We start from the raw sequence: 15,291 nt of genomic DNA on the forward strand, positions 1-15,291 counted from the left end.
GATGGGGCGGCGGCCCGCGGAGGTGCTGCTGTCACCGCTGTTCCTCCGCCGTCACCAGCGCCTGCAGTGCCCGGAAGGTCACCGCGTCGAGCGTCGGACCGGCGAGGGTCTCGTCGATCAGTCCCAGGAGATCGGCACGGCCGAGCAGCTGCTCGGCCTCCTCCGTCGTCAGGTCCGCCGCCTCCGCCACGGCCTGTGCCGTGCACAGCGCCTTCCTCTCGCGCAGTTCCCGCTCGTCGAAGAAGTACGACCACGCCTTGAGGGCGTCACGGTCCGCACTGGCCAGCCCGACCGCCTTCAAGTGGTCGACCGCTCGTTTCACCTGCTTGCCCGCGTCCCGCACCCGCTCCAGGGCCTGGTCACGGGTGTAGCCTCCGCGACCGACCAAGTGCATGACGCCTTCGACGAGTTCCGGCCAGCCGCCCGTCGCGTCGATGAGGTCGCGCCGTTCCGCGGTGGTCGCGAACGGGCCGTCCGGCCATGCCCGCACGCTGGTGACGTCCCAGCGCCTGGGCCGGAACTGCCGGGCCTCGGCCGCGGACTCGTACGGCATCGGCCCGGTGAGGACGATCGCCCGTCGCCGCGGCAGGCCACCCGGCCCGCCCCGTTCGTCCTTGCTCTCGCCGACGGCACCGGCCCATTCGGAGAGCCGTTCGGTGATCTCCGCGGCCGACGTGGCCTCCGATGTCCGCAGGTCGGCGAAGATCACCTGAGGGCTCCTCGTACGACTGGTCACCGCGAGCGCCGCGCCCACGGCGGCCGAGTCACAGCGGTGGAGCGCCCGGCTGTCCCCGAGGTAGTGGGCCAGGGCCTCGCCGATCCGGCCCGAACCCAGCGCGGGCGTGGCGACGATGCCCGAGATCGGGTGCGCGAGAGCCTGGTGCCACTGCTCCTCGGTGAGCGGGCTGACCCGGGCCATGCCGTTCTGGCCCGGGGTGAGCTGGCGGCGGGCCATCCGGGGGTTGTAGTCGAACCGCTGGGTGAAGTCGGTGGTCTCCAGCTCGGCCTTCAGCTCCTCACGAGTGCCGAGCAGGTTGACGACGTTGGAGCTGCGCATGGCGTAGCGCCCGCCGTCGAGGGCGATCACCAGGCCGAGCCCCTCCATCTCGTCCAGGTCGACCCTGGTCTCGTCGTAACTGGTAGGAGGGAAGCCCTCGGGCCACGCCTGGTGGGCGGCGTCGAGGAGTTCACGAACCGTGTACCCGTGGGCGTAGCCGTCGTCGAGGCAGCGCAGCGCGAGGACGAGGGTGAGCACCCGGTAGCGGTCCTCCAAGTCGACGGTGAAGCGCAGCCGCTCGGCGATGCGCTTGCGCAAGTCGGGCGAGGCGGCGACCTGCTGGACGTCCCGCTCGGTGATGCGGGCCGGGCTGCCGTCCTGCGCGACGGGCCGCTTGCGCATCTCCCCGGCGAGGCCGTCGCAGAAGATCTGGATCAGGTTGGGGTGGTAGTTGGTCAGGGCGAGGATGCGCCACACCAGGGCCGGTGTGTCGAAGAACAGTCCGAGCGCGGCGAGCGGTTCCTCCACCAGCTCCATGGCGGCAGTCGGCTGCAACGGGCCGACGAGCACCGGACGTCCGCCGTGTGCGGTGATGGTATTGGAAAGCCGCTGGAATCGCTGGACCTGCTGAAGACCCGCATAGACAATCTTGAAGTCCCGCTCGGTCTCCTGCATCAGCCGGTGCAGCCGCACCACGGTGGCGAACGTGGCCTCCCCACCGGAGGACGCGGTGGCCCGGGCATCACTGTTGAGGAAGTTGTCCGCCTCGTCAGCCAAGACGAGGATCCGGCGGCCGGGCACGGCCCGGAGCCAGCGGGCGATCTTCTCGGCGACCACTTCCGCGCCGGCCGTGTCGGAGACCTTGTTCTCCAGGACACCCCTGGCCTTGAGTTCCCGGGCGAGCAGCACCCACAGCTGCTCGGGCCCCTTGCTGTAACCGAGTTCCTGGTTACGGAGGTCCAGATAGAGCGCCACCTTCTCACTCGATCCGTCGGATTCCCCGGGTGCTGCGAAGGTCTCGGCGACCAGACGGAGCAGCGAGGACTTCCCCAGCTGCCGTCCGCCGTAGAGGAAGACACCCCCGTCCCTGTCCGCCACCTCGTTCTGTTCCGTGTGGCGCCCCTTGAACACCTCGGGAGGCACCTGGCCCGGCCGATAGGGCAGGTAGGGCGAGTACGCGGCCCAGGGCAGGGTGACCCGCTGGACGGCGCGGAAGGACCGGGGAGCGCGTGCGGCCGCCCAGCCGACCACAGCGGGGTCGACGACGACAGCCTTCTGACTGTGCGCGAGCGCGGAACGCAGCAGATTGCGCCGGCCCGAGCCACTCAGCGGCTGCAGGTGGAGCACGAGGTGGGCCTCGTGCGCCGCCTCGCCGAGATGGCGCAGCAGGCCGTCGTCGCCACGCTGTTCCTCGGCGATGAGCAGCACCTTGTACACGCCCTTGGCTCCGGAGCCGAGCGCGGCGACGTAGCCAGCCGTCCGTTCCGTCACCGTGGCCCGGACGTTGAGGCGGAGCACGCTCCAGTCCTTGCGTCCACCCTGATCGACCAATCCCACCTCGGCGACGGCGAGCCCGAGCAGCCTGAGCACGTTCTTGACGTGCTTCTGGAACTGGTTCCTGCGGTCACGCGGGTCAGCGAGGCTGTCCCAGGACTCCAGGGCCGGCCCCACCTCCCGTTGGAGGCCGTCGTCACCGGCGTAGTGCTCGGCCCACCAGCGCGCGCTGACGCCGCTGTCCGAAGGCTTCGGCGCCTGCTGGTGGTTCACCCCTTCCAGGAACTCGGCGAGTTCGTCCCCGGACCGGGAGCGCGTGTCACGCAGCCTCTCCCCCTTGCGCGCGAACGACAGAAGTTCCTCCGCGGTGACCGTCTCGCCTTGGTCGAGCAGCTCAACGATGCGCTCCCGGTCCGTCTCCTCGCACTCCAGCCGGGCCAGTTCGGCGCGAAGCTGCCCGGTCTTCTCCCGCAGCACCTCACCGAGCTCGTCGACGATGCCCTTCAAGATCGTGAACTGCGCAGCGAAGCAGAGGGTCGCGTCCACCTCGACATCGGTGAGCCTCGCGGCCAGCAAGGCTTCACGTCGCGGCTGGAGCAGGTTCTCCACCCGGACGCGGTCGAGCATCTCCCGGGCCGCAGCGAGGCGACTCGTCCGGTGGGAACGCCATTTCGCCGTGGAATCGTCCAGCGTCCGCTGCTGGCGATCCAGTTCGGCGGCCACAGCCAGATCGGCCGCCGTCCCGGCCTCGGTGGAACGCCGCTCGATGAGCCGCCGCGCCAGGTGCAGGTCACCGCTCTTCAGGAACGTCTCGAAAGCCGCGTCGGGGTCGGGCCGAAGCAGTTTGCTCCACAGCAGGTCCACGGTCCCCCGGGGCGTGAGGTCGGGTGCGTCGACGCCCTTTTCGCGCATCCAGGACAGACCGTCGACCGCGAGCAGACAGTCGGTGTCGACCTCCAGACCCTCGGGACGGGACACCGGTGTGGCAGCCCCGAGTGGGGCCACGGTGCCGCAGACCCAGTCCAGGAGTACCTTCAGGGCTGCCCCGCCGGGACCGGCCGGCGGCTGTGCGGCGCGTGCTTCGGTCACCGCCTGCGCCAGCTCGTCGTCGGCCCTGCGGATTCCGGTCTGCCCGAGCCGGGACGCGATACGGCGCGCTTCCTCCAGCAGGCCCGCCACCTTGTGGATGTGGGACCGGAGCTTCTCCCGGGCCCCGGAGTGGATCTTCTCTCGCTTCTGCTTCGGCGAACTGTGCTTCCGGTCGGTCTCGTCGATGAGCCGGTCCGGCGATCCCGTGCGTCCGAACCAGGTGTTGAAGCAGTAGTCGAGCCGGTCCGCGCCGCATCGGTTCTCGGCCCAGTCAATGACCGCCGCGAGCGTCGTGCCCAAAGGCCCCGTGGGCTCGCTGAGCGCCTTCAGCACGACGGTGCCGCGTTGCAGGGTGATGGTCCGCTGCGGCAGGGCCTCAGCCTCGGCACGTGCTCTGTCCGCGAGCTCGGTGCGGAGCTCGGCGTCCTGGCCGACGCCTCCGTCAAGGAGTTCACCGGGACGGAGCATGGCTCCGCCCGCCACCGTCTTCACCAGGGCCTGGACACACCTGTCCCAGGGGGCGGCGAGTTGCGGCGGGTTCCCCATTGCCGTCGTGACCGGGCCGGCCGGCCAGCCTGCCTCCAACCCGGTGCGCAAGGTCGCGAATAGGGCAACCAGGTGTGCATCGTGGTGGGTGGAGGCGTCGGGCAGGAGGTCCACCTCGCGGTTGCTCTGGAGCTCGTTCGCCCTGCCCGGTTCGCCCCGCAGGGTGAAGGCCGCGGCCGCGAAGGCCAGCGCCCGGCGGCATTCCTCCGGTTCGTCGGCCGCCACGCTCAGCCAGTAGGCACCCGCGAAATTCCCTTCCCTGAGCAGGGTCTCGACGGGGGACGGCGCCCGGCCGACACCGGCCTGCCACATGGAACGGTGCTGCCCGGCTGCGGCCGGCGTCACCACGCTCTCCCGCACGGCTTCCCCACCGGACCCGAAATCGGGCAGCCGGTCCTTCCGGCCGACGGCAGCGGACTGTGTTCCGGCTTCGGCCGTGCCCGGCTGCTCCCCCTTTCCGGAAGCGACCGGAGCACTGTCCGCTCCGTTCTCTTTCCCAGCGTCCTCGACCTCGACCATATTGGACACCGTCGTCTCCGTCGGCTCCGCGGCGTGCGCGGTGTCGCCGGCCTCCGCCCCGGTCGCCGTGCCACCGTCCGTGGCGACCTCACGGTTCATCAGTTCGTCCGCGGAGGGTGGTTCCCCGACCGTCCGGCCCGTGCCGTCCGACGGCATGCCGGTGGAGTCGTCCACCCGTAGGGCGAACTCAACGCCGCTGTCTTCGCTCTCCGGGATGTCCGAGGGGGCCACCGGGAACACGGCGCCCGAAGCCGCTGTGGATTCCGGAGCCGTAGCGTCCTCCTCTCCCTGATCGGCGTCGGCGGCCGGCCCCGAGAGGACCGTCTCCCGCTCTTCGCCGACCTCCGGCTGCTCCGGACCGCCGCTGCCCGAAGCGGAGCCTTCCGAGGGCTCCACCGCGCTGACGCCAGGGCCGTTCCCGGGCCGCGCCCCACAATCGGCCGAGCCACCGAACTCCTCCAGCCGCTGCTCCAGTTCGGTGACCTTTTTGTCGTACATCGCCAGCAGCGGTTCAAGGATCTCGCGCTCCTCCGGGTCCGCCGCACCGTACTGAGACCGGTAGACCTCGGCCGACCTGCGTGCCTTCTCCAACTCGGCGCGTGTCCTCTCGCACCGGCTCTCGGCCTCGGCGACCAGGTCCGCCCAGTCGTCATACCCGCCGAGCGCTCCCCAGGGACGGTCGAGACCGGCCGGCCGAGCGCTGAGCCGCCCCACGGTCCGGCGCTCCGCCGCCCAGGCGGAGAGCTCGCGCACGACGGGTTCCTCGTCCGTCTCCCGGCCGACTGCTATGTCCTCCACTGCGTTGCGCAAGGCATCGACCGTACGCTCGCCACTCTCCTTCAGCGCGTCCACGCGCTCGGCCAGCGTCTGGAGCAACACCTCACCGGGCTCGTCCGCCACGGCGCTCGCCGACGCTTCCTCGTACGGCTCCGCAGGCAATTCGGCGGCCTGCCAACAGGGGCCCCACGCCTGGAGTGCCGGTGTGTGCCCAGGCTCCCGCTCGTCGAAAGCAAGCCCGAACAGGGCGAGGCCGGCGAGCTCCGGCGGCAGCGCACGCATCATGCTGACCAGCGTCTCCTCGCCGGGTGCCTCGATCTCCTCGTGGCTAAAACCTCGCGCGCACAACGCTCCCGTCGCCCGCCCCAGCGCGAATCCGGTGAGATTGCGCAGCAGGCTCTCCGGAGCCTTGCTGGCCCACACCCGCTGAGCACCATTCCGGCCGAGCGTCGGCAACCCGTGCACCCGACCGCCCTGCTGCTTGACCTCGACGGCGAAGTCGCGCAGGAACTCGCCGAGCCAGACCTCGTCGAGGTCGGACAGCCAACGGCGAAGCTGAACCAAGTACTTCACTCAGATCACACCTTTCACGCGCCACGTCGGATGTCGCGTTTTCGAACAGTACCTACGCCGCACTGAACTTCGACCAAGAGAGACCCGCCGACGGCTCGGCTCCGGGGTCAGCGGCCGTCGCCTTCGTCCTTGCCCACGTCCTCATGGGAGATCTCATTGTCGGGGTAGCCCTCACCGATGACCACGGCCTTGCCCGTCGCTCTTTCGATCGCCCTGGCCAACGCTTCCTGAGGAGCTGCGAAGAAGGCATCGGAGTCGTCCCGGGCCGGCAGGACCGGATCGGCCAGATGCGTGCGGAGATGATCGGAAACAACGGCCGCCTTCACCTCGGCGTTGCCGGCGCCCCTGGCGGAGATACACGGACGGTGCTGCACCACCGATGATCCGGTTGGTACGGGAGCCGAGCGGGGATTGACGATGAAGTTGTACCGCCCAGGAGGGATCTGCTCACTCGCGCACCAGGCCGTCGGGAAGATGTGGTGGATGTCCACGGACTCCGCGAAGTACTCAGCGTCCTCGGCCCGCTGGCCGGTACGCCAGTCGGCGCGCGCGCCCTCTTTGATCAGCAGGACGTAGATTCCGGATGGAGGCGACAGCGAACGCGGCGGTGTCATGATCGGTGCCTACACCGACCCATCCAGCGTTCGCGGCGATGTCGTTGATCCCGTACGGGATCGCCTTGCCCGGTCCCTGCCGGTTCGGGAAATCGTGCGTCTTGACCAGCACCGGCTCACCGGCAGGCCGCCATTGGTGGCCCGCGTTCTTGTAGTCGCCTACCAGTTCCTTCTTCTTGGTGTCCACGCTGATCACCGGCTGTCCGCCGTCAATGTGCTGCCTGGCCCGCTCGCTGATGTAGCGGAACTGGGTATCCCGGTCCGGGTGTTGCTTCCCCTCGATGGTCTTGGCACCAGCCTGCAGGCTGAAGCCCTCCTCACGCAGCAGGTCCCCGACCGTGTCGGCACTCACCCTGTGCCCCTGGCGGAGAGCTCAGCCGCGAGATTCCTGGTCGACTTCACCGTCCAACGCAGCGGCGACATCGGATCGCCTCGTTCATCGGGTTCCACCAGTGCCAGCAGTGCGAGCCGCAGACCCGGGTCAAGGTCCACGGCCTTCTTGCGGCCACCACCGGGCCTGCGTACCCGGCCCAGAGGCTCGACGCCGGCCTCCAACTCGCTCACGCCCTTGCGGACCGTCGTTTCACTGACCTCGGCCGCCCGGGCGACCGCCCGGATACCTACCACCATGCCCCAGGACCCGGGCCTCGGCCTCCATCAGCAGCCGCCGCTGCCGCTCATCAAGGTGCGGAAACAACATCCCGAACTTCACAGCGAGTTGACTACGGACCTCATCGGAGACGCTCATATCACAACAACGAGCCGCATCACGGGAAGCAACACCTTGATTCTCTGCGAGCCCTAACCTTGACGTTTATGGTCTGCCGTCGAACACCGGTCTCGAACTTGCTGATGATTTTGCCTAAGATCCGGACGTAAGAGCGGCCTTCGCTTGATCCTGTGCTCCGTCACAGAGGCATGGGATCAACACGAAGGCCGTCGCTATGAGTCTGCTGCACCACGGCGCCCCGCGGGATGCGTTTGCCGAACTGTCGGGCTTCCGGATGGGGCTCTATGCCTGTCTGACCGGGCGGCGCGATGCGCTGTTCGTGCTGAGTGATGCCCTGCTGTGCGCGGATGGTCCGGTGAGGACGTTGGTCGAGCTGTCGTTGGAGCCCGAGCACCGGCGCGGGCATGGCGCCTTGTACGGCGGCCTGAACCACGGAGATCTGGATGTGGCACGGCTGCGCAGAACGCTGGCAGGGCTGCCGCTTCCCCGCACATCGGAGGGGCGGTTGGTCCTGGCGGTCGACGTGAGCAACTGGTTGCGGCCTGATGCGAATACCAGCCCGGACCGGATGTTCTGCCACACGTACGGTCGTGGCAGGGGCTCGGCCCAGATGATCCCCGGGTGGCCCTACTCCTTCGTTGCCGCTCTGGAGCAGGGGCGGACGTCGTGGACTGCCCTGCTGGACGTGGTCCGGCTGTGTCCCTGGGACGACGCGATCGCCGTCACCGCCGCCCAGGTCCGGGACGTGTTCCAGCGGCTGGATGTGACAGGCCAGTGGCAGGTCGGTGACCCGCCTGTCCTGGTCGTCCTTGATGCCGGCTATGACGTGACCCGTCTGGCTTTCCTGCTTGCGGACCTGCCCGTGGAGCTGCTGGGCAGGATGCGTTCGGACCGCGTCCTGTACTTCCCGCCTCCGCCGCAGCCACCGGGCAAGCGCGGGCGCAAGCCCAAGCGCGGGGCTGTGTTCGCGTTCGAGGCCGCGGCCACTCAGCCTGTCCCGTCGGTCACCACGGTGTCCGACACCACCCACTATGGGAAGGCCATCGCCAGTGCCTGGGATCGCCTGCACCCGCTACTGGTTCGGCGCTCGGCCTGGGTCGGCCACCCCGAAGGAGAGCTGCCGGTCATCGAAGGCACCGTCGTCCGTCTTCAGGTCGACCATCTCCGTGGAGACCACGACCCCAGGCCGGTCTGGCTGTGGTGGTCGGGCACCGCCGCAACGGCAGACGACGTGGACCGGCTCTGGCGGGCATTCCTGCGCAGATTCGACCTTGAACACACCTTCAGAATGCTCAAGCAGACGTTGGGGTGGACCGCTCCCAAACTCCGCGAGCCGGCCGCCGCCGACCGCTGGACCTGGCTCGTCATCGCAGCCCACACTCAACTCCGCCTTGCCCGGCCCCTCGCAGAAGACCTCCGCAATCCCTGGGAACGGCCCGCCCGTCAGGGGCGCCTCACACCCGCGCGCGTCCGTCGAGGATTTCGCCGCCTCCACGGGAAAACACCTCAGCCGGCCAGCGCACCGAAATCCAGCGTCGCGGGCCCCGGCCGGCCAATCGGGACGCAGAACAAGCGCCGCGCACGCGAGCACCCCGTCGGGAAACAGGACAAACCAAACTTCGCGGAAGCCACCGCAGGCAGCAGAGCTGCATAAACGTCAAGCTAACGATTTGGTGCGTAATAGCGGGCGGGCCTGCCATATCGGTGAGGGGTATGGCTGACCGTTTGGTACTCACGCATTCGTTGTTCATGGGCATCTCTCGGGATCATCTTCCGTCCGTAACCAATTCACAAGTCCTGAGCATTGCTCTGGGCTCGGCCTCGGCCCGACTGTTCCGTTGCGTCACCTCGTAAGCCAGCGGCAGCAGATGAGTGTGCCTGTAACAGCAGAGCGATCAACTCGGCCTGTCTGAGCTGCGGCAAGACCAGGGCGCCGTCCCGTCCGCCACGGACGTGCCAGATCCTGCGCTCACTCGGTCGCGACCAGCGCAGCGTCTCTGACATCCCGTGCCTCAGCTCGGCCACTGCCACACATCGGTCTCCGCATCCGTGTCGCGTACGCCCTTGAGTCTGACCTCCGACATGGACTCCACCTCGAAGTAGCGCAATGGATCGGTGATGATCCGAAGCGTCGGCGTTCCGGTGCCCTCCTCCAGGCAAGACCCGATGACCAGGGAGTAGTTGCTCCCTTCGGCCAGTGCGCGCGTGAGCTCCGCGCTAGTGAGGGAGACATCCGCAGGCTCGCCGCCGCCGTGGGCCTTGATCTCGTAGAAGTGGCCGGTGGAGTCGACAGCGTCCGCACCCAGGCGCTGGACACCGCGCTGGTCCTCAAGCGTCTGCCCGCTGTCGCTAAGGATCTGGGCGAGCAGGTCGAGAACGATCTTCTCCTTGTCGGAGTCACGGTAGCCGAGCAGCCCGGAACGCTCGGAGGGCGTCGCCCCGCCGGGGCGCGGTTGGGACAGAGAGTCGGCCCTCCGGTTTCCCGGGGTACAGGCAGGACGAGACGCCCCCGCCGATGGGCCACTTCGGGTGACCTGCGGGACGCGGGATGCCAGGTCGGCCGCGGCGATCAGCTTGCGGCCTGTGGGCACAAGTGCCTTAGATGCGCCAGGGGTTACGGTCGCCGGTTGGAGGTGAGGCAGAACGGTCAGGCTAGGCGTCGGGACGGCGGGTGGCGCTTCAGCACTGCGTCTCTGGATGGGCACTGCGGGTCCTGAGGGTTCCGACACGGAGCGTTCTTTGAGCTGGGCAGCCAGTCGTTGACGGTCCTCGTGGTCTTGCTGGGCGGCCGAGACGAGCGGGACGGAGGCGGCCTCCTGCGCCCCGTCTGCTTCCCAGATGTCGCGCCAGTGATGCCCCACGCGAGCCCGTTCTGCGAGGAAGAGTGACGCTACAGCGAGACCGGCTCCCCGCTTGGTTCGCAGTGCCTCGGGAGCCGTGAGGAAGAGTGCCTTTGCTTTCCTATCGACGTGCGCGTCAACGCGGACCTCGATTACTTCGTGTCCGTGCCCCGGTCTCATCTGGATCTGCAGGCCCGGCAGAACCCGGACTTCTAGCTCCGTAAGTACGACCCAATCGTGGTAGGCTTGGGCGACGCCTGGCTCGTCGCGTACGAGGGTGTCCTGCAACCGCGTGACCGCCCACCGGAAGTCCTCAGTGAGCTGACGGTCCGGACGGGCGCGGTCTGGGGCCACCACCGAGGCCGCTGATACTTCCAGTCGGTGCACCCTGAGTGGGCCTAACAGGCCAACGAATTGCTGCAGGTCCCCGCCTGGCTGCCAGATGCGCAGGCTCTCACCGAGGGCATATGCGATGCCAGGGTGGTCGATCGCGTAGACGGGGCGCTTCTTCGTCCAGCCGAGGCTGGTCTGTAGCGGGAGCCAGCGCAGCTTGGACCGTAGTCCGGGTGAGATGCTCGCATCGGCCGAAGTGACCGTCTCGGCAAGGGATCTCAGTGCCTCCAAGGACACGCGCTGCTGATCCCCGGAGAGTGATGCGTTATGCCGGGCAATCTCTTTGAGTACCTCCACCAGGTCCTCGGGCTGTGGCTCGTTGATCCGCAGCGCATTCCAGAGCGGGTCGAGTCCGGGATCGGGGATGGTGAAGGGCCGGAAACCGCGCAAGATCGTCGGGCCGCGGAAGCAGCCCGCGGATCGCTGCCATCCCTGGTCGGTGAGCACGAGATCGGCGCCCAGGAAGCCAGCCCGGATCTCGCTCGCCAGTTCCCACTGTGCGCTGCTTCCCGTCTGGCTTCTCAGCTTGCCGGCCAGCGCCTTGTAGACGAGGTAGACCTCCGCTCTGAGCCGGTCATCCACAGCATCTGGTGCTGCGGACCGCGCTCGCAAGTCCCGCAACCGTGTGCTCAGTTGCGGGACTTCGGGGTTCCCGTGTACGCCGAGAGCCGTCAGTGTCTCGGGTCGGTTGGCCACCGGTCGCTGGATGTCCGGGTGTAGATAGCCCGGGTCGTCCTCGCCGTAGAGTGCCAGTGCGTCGTGCGTGGCCAAGTGCACCTGGCCCGGAGTGCGCAGTCTGCCGCTGGTGTCCTCCAGCCAGGCAGTCTCTCGCAGGAGCCACACCCACAGAGCCGCTGTCTGACCGCGCACCTGCCATCCGTGGTACGCGTAAGCCGCCTGTACCTCTGCGTGCTCGGTGGAGTTGACCCGGCCCGACTTGTCCAGCGTCAGCAGCAAAGCCGCCGTTCTGCGTCGGCGTTCCACTGGGTTCTGTTCGGCGATGATGTGCTCGATCACGGCGTCCAGGGCAGGGCTGACCCGATCATCCAGTGTGTAGTCTGCGCCAAGTTGCCGCAGCACGCGCTTGCGAGCGGCGGGTGAGGACGGACAGTCGCGCGACAGACCAACCCGGGTGTAGGACGCGTACTTCTTGGTCGCCCATGTCTGCTTCGGCTCTTCGAGCCGGGGCGCATCTGCCACTCCCAACAGACGCAGAAAAGCTGTACCGCTCAGACCGCACTGCCCTCGGGTCAGCAAGGTACGGGCATACGAACGGTCTACCCACGGGATGCCGGGCGTTCTGCCCGCCGCGACGGCGAATCGTTCTTTGTCAGTGGTCTCCAGTGCCCGAGGGAGGTAGGCCAGGCCGGGCCGTACCCGGCGCGGCTGTTCGTTACCTTCGGAGTCGTACGTATAGCCGTCGAGGAGCACGGCCAGTCCGATCCCAGGGCCAAGGCGATCACTCACCTTCTTGGGAACCTCGCTCAAGGCCCTTTGGAGCGCTACGAGTTGCTCGATGTTGCACCCTGTATTACCACCGATCCTCTCGTTGGCGCGCCCCATCTGCTCGATGCGGCGCAGTAGAGCCACGGTGTCGTCGCGCTGGACGAGGCTGCTCTGTTCCCGGAGCCAGTCCAGGACGCGGCGGGACCACGGCGAGTCCTGCGCGTACTCGGGATGGAGGTCGTTGACGATGCCCAGTTCGTCCAACGAAACACCTCCGCGTGGCTCCGCGTCCTGGTGCTCCGCAAACGCCACGCCGGCTGCCCCAGGGCGCAGACGCCGGCCGTCGGCTGTGATGACACATGGGCGGCTGCGTACCAGCCAGTCGAGCCCCTCACTAAGGGCAACCGCTGTGAGGTGGATGGTCTGTCCGGTGGCGTACTGGGTATCGTCGAGCGACAGGAGCGCGTCCCTGACGCACACTTCCTCGGCAAGGCCGGCGCCGCCGTTGTCACGCCAATCAGCGAGGATCTCGCGCCACTGGTGGGCGTCGTCACGGGCACGCTGTGGAAACGAACTCGGCAGCTTGGCCAACCGAGCAATGTCCTCGTCGTGCAGCACGCCCGACAACTGCGGTTCCTCAACAGCGAAGTCCGACAGTGGCCTCGTCGTCCCATCCGGGCACTGCAGAAGCAGCTGGGAGGCCAGCCATGACCGGGATCGGTCGATCATCGCGGCTCGGATGCGGTCCTGAAGCCGGATGGCGGGCAACGGGTCGGACGGTGAAGGCAGCGGAACGAGATGCCAAGCCGACGGTTCGACGTGGCCGAGCGTATCCAGGGCGGCCGCGCCCCACAGGTCGGCCACGAGCGGAACGAGGTCCTCGTTCCATCGACTGGCAGCGAATCCTTCACGGCTGACGACAGGGTCGAACTGGGCGTGCACGCGTGCTGCTGCCCTCAACTCGGCGACCGGTAGCCCGGCGTGCACGCTCCCCTTCGCCGGCTCCCCCATCGGCAGTGCGACGGCAACCGGCATGGAGGATCCCACCGCCTTGTGCTGGCGCGCGTTTGTGCCACGCGGTGCGACGGACGTGTCATAGACCCGCCACACTGCCCCACCGGTCGTTCGGGCTTCACGGATCCGGACGTCCGATTCCTCACCGCCGATGCGAAGCCTTTGTCGGTCGATCTCCGTCCAGGTCAACCTGAGTACCACCGGCGGCGCTTCACCTTCTTGGCCTTGCTCGGCGCCGCCGTCGTGAAGGGCTTCCACCCGCCTGACATGGCGGAGGAAAAGCAATGAGCTGTCGTTCCACGTCTCGAACCACTCAAAGAGCTCCGCGGCGGACAGCACATCGGAGGTCAGGGGGATCCGGAAGACTGTCCACTCGGGACCCGCAAGTGGCTCCGGCATCATCAGCGGCTCGACCCCGCTGATCGTGAGGTCCGAGAACCTCACGTGGAAGGGGTGACAATGCACCTCCCAGGTAGTCGCGAGAGCGCGCAAGGTTGCCAGGCCGATGCCGAATCGGCCAGTAGCCTCAGCATCGGAGGTCTTGCCACTCAGCCACGGCAGGCCGAGAAGGAGGATGTCTGCCAGTCGCACGCCATTGCCGTTGTGAGCGATCAGCAGCTCCTCAGGGCGCCAAACGAATCGGACCTGGCTGGCCCCCATGTCGTCGGCGTTCTGCACCATCTCGGAGAGGACTTGTAGCCGATCCGATGAGAGGGTTTCAGCACCCCTTTGCCCTCCCTCGGCCATCAGCCGGAAGACACCGGGACCATCGTGAAGGCCCTCATCCAGCAGCCTCACCGCTCGAGACGCCCGCTCGACGGTCTCGATATCGAGACCCGGATCCGTCCGCGGATCCGACAGCAGTGCCTCCACCGCCCCGATGAGCTCCTCGTCCTCAGCCACCTCGAAATCCTCCCCCTGCAGGTAGTAGACAAGAGCGCTCCCCACGCCCCGCCCTAAGATTCAGGCCTGGGATGGATCTATCTGGCCGCGACCAGCGAAATCCCGCCAAAAATCGGCGCCCGAAGACCCGGACGCGAAGCCTTCATGTGCACGTCAGGCCGCATACAGCGGTCCGCGCGTGCAGTCGGACGTCAGCTCAGACTGCTGTACGCGAACGACCGGAACCACCTGAAACGTGCGCCACATTGTCAGACCAGCGTGCTATTCGGCGAAGACACCCCGGCTGCCCCGGCTGGCGGACCATGCACTGTGCGGCTGCTGCCCCGCTCCAGCGGTCGGTTTCACGCACGAAAGGCCCTGCATTAGGAATCACCGTCCGGTGGGCACACCGGGTGGAGTCCATTCCTGGGCGGGGAGGGATTCGGCGAGGGTGGAGAAGTAGCGCCGGTCGCGCCAAGCGTCGCGGTTACCGATGACGAACAGCCGCCGTTTGGCACGGCTCACGGCGAACATCGAGGAGGTTGGGCCGAGAAGCGGCCCAGGTGCGGGCGCCGGGCCGGCGGGGGTCGCTGCTGTGCACGAGGATCACGATGTCGACCTCGTTACCCTGAGTGGTGCCCCCGCCAGGCCTTCTGCGCGCCGCGGACATCAGCCCGGAACGGGCTGATGACGTAAACGTCCTGGGCGAGGTCGACGCCTCCTTCGTCACGGAGCTTGTCCAGCACCCGACGCAACGCTCGGCCCTCCCCGGGAATCCGGCCTCCGCAGCGGCGACGTTCACCCAGCAACTGCGCGGCTGGTAGTGGTATTCGTCGCGGCCGAGGGTGCCGTAGCAGTTAGTGCGGTCGACAAGCTGCTGGGTGGAGGTGCAGCTGGGAGCCCGTACCTCGTCGGGGCGGCCTGTTCGGTTGGCGCCGTGTAGATTTTTTGCAGGGGCGATACGAGCTTGCCGTGATCGGCCTTCGACGCGTGGCGGAGCGAGTCCTGACCAAGTGGATCACACAGGTTTGGACCGTGGCGCGGGGCCAGGCCGCGTTGATCGCGTCCGGCAGTCCGGGCAGGCCACGAGGACGTCCTCGACGCCTCAGGCCTTCAGCTCGCCCAGGATGGTGAGCCACTGGCGGGCGCCCTCGCTATCCGTTCTGATCCACAAACCGAGCACATGCTCGCAGCCGTCCAGGTCGACGCCGACGGCGAGATAGACGAGACGTTTGGCGATCTTGCCCTCCCGCCCCTTGATCCACAGCGCGTCGATGTAGACGACCGACTGGACCGCACCGAGCGGGGCGCGACTGCCATGCTGTGATCTCGTCGGTGACCGGCTTCGGTCACCGACGAGATGAGGTCCGGCGATAC

General features: G+C 67.8%; 8 protein-coding genes and 1 pseudogene. 2 read left to right on the plus strand and 7 right to left on the minus strand.

Annotated features, from left to right (window positions below):
• Positions 1-31: 31 nt before the first annotated feature.
• From ACFYPA_RS21690 to ACFYPA_RS21700, 3 genes and pseudogenes are all read right to left on the minus strand, one after another.
• On the minus strand, positions 32-5,995 hold the full coding sequence (locus ACFYPA_RS21690; RefSeq protein WP_389133604.1) for a hypothetical protein: 5,964 nt from the start codon (positions 5,993-5,995) through the stop codon (positions 32-34).
• Between the two features lie 107 nt (positions 5,996-6,102).
• Positions 6,103-6,486 (minus strand): hypothetical protein, encoded by a 384-nt coding sequence (locus tag ACFYPA_RS21695; RefSeq protein WP_389133606.1) that lies wholly within the window; start codon positions 6,484-6,486, stop codon positions 6,103-6,105.
• Positions 6,487-6,571: 85 nt separating this feature from the next.
• Positions 6,572-7,357, minus strand: a pseudogene (locus tag ACFYPA_RS21700) (ISAzo13 family transposase); the annotation flags it as partial.
• A 196-nt stretch (positions 7,358-7,553) separates the two neighbouring features.
• On the opposite strand from ACFYPA_RS21700, the gene ACFYPA_RS21705 reads away from it, so the two are divergent.
• A complete protein-coding gene (locus ACFYPA_RS21705) occupies positions 7,554-8,993 on the plus strand; it encodes an NF041680 family putative transposase (protein ID WP_389133608.1) in 1,440 nt (479 codons plus the stop codon).
• Positions 8,994-9,351: 358 nt separating this feature from the next.
• Here ACFYPA_RS21705 and ACFYPA_RS21710 read toward each other — a convergent pair whose 3' ends face one another.
• Positions 9,352-13,935: a sacsin N-terminal ATP-binding-like domain-containing protein gene (locus ACFYPA_RS21710; protein WP_389133610.1), complete on the minus strand. Its 4,584-nt coding sequence runs from the start codon at positions 13,933-13,935 to the stop codon at positions 9,352-9,354.
• A 369-nt stretch (positions 13,936-14,304) separates the two neighbouring features.
• Entirely contained in the window at positions 14,305-14,439 is a 135-nt protein-coding gene (locus tag ACFYPA_RS21715; RefSeq protein ID WP_389133613.1) for a hypothetical protein, read from the minus strand.
• 107 nt (positions 14,440-14,546) lie between these two features.
• Between ACFYPA_RS21715 and ACFYPA_RS21720 the strand changes: the two genes are divergently transcribed.
• Positions 14,547-14,738, plus strand: coding sequence for a hypothetical protein (locus tag ACFYPA_RS21720; RefSeq protein WP_389133616.1), 192 nt, complete (start codon positions 14,547-14,549; stop codon positions 14,736-14,738).
• 33 nt (positions 14,739-14,771) lie between these two features.
• Here the strand turns inward: ACFYPA_RS21720 and ACFYPA_RS21725 are convergent, their stop codons facing one another.
• Positions 14,772-15,053: a transposase gene (locus tag ACFYPA_RS21725; RefSeq protein ID WP_389133619.1), complete on the minus strand. Its 282-nt coding sequence runs from the start codon at positions 15,051-15,053 to the stop codon at positions 14,772-14,774.
• Positions 15,020-15,289 (minus strand): transposase, encoded by a 270-nt coding sequence (locus tag ACFYPA_RS21730; RefSeq protein WP_389133824.1) that lies wholly within the window; start codon positions 15,287-15,289, stop codon positions 15,020-15,022. The genes ACFYPA_RS21725 and ACFYPA_RS21730 overlap by 34 nt, the downstream gene beginning before the upstream one ends.
• Positions 15,290-15,291: the final 2 nt, after the last annotated feature.

It is taken from the genome of Streptomyces sp. NPDC005775 (assembly GCF_042871565.1).
Taxonomy (GTDB): Bacteria; Actinomycetota; Actinomycetes; order Streptomycetales; family Streptomycetaceae; genus Streptomyces.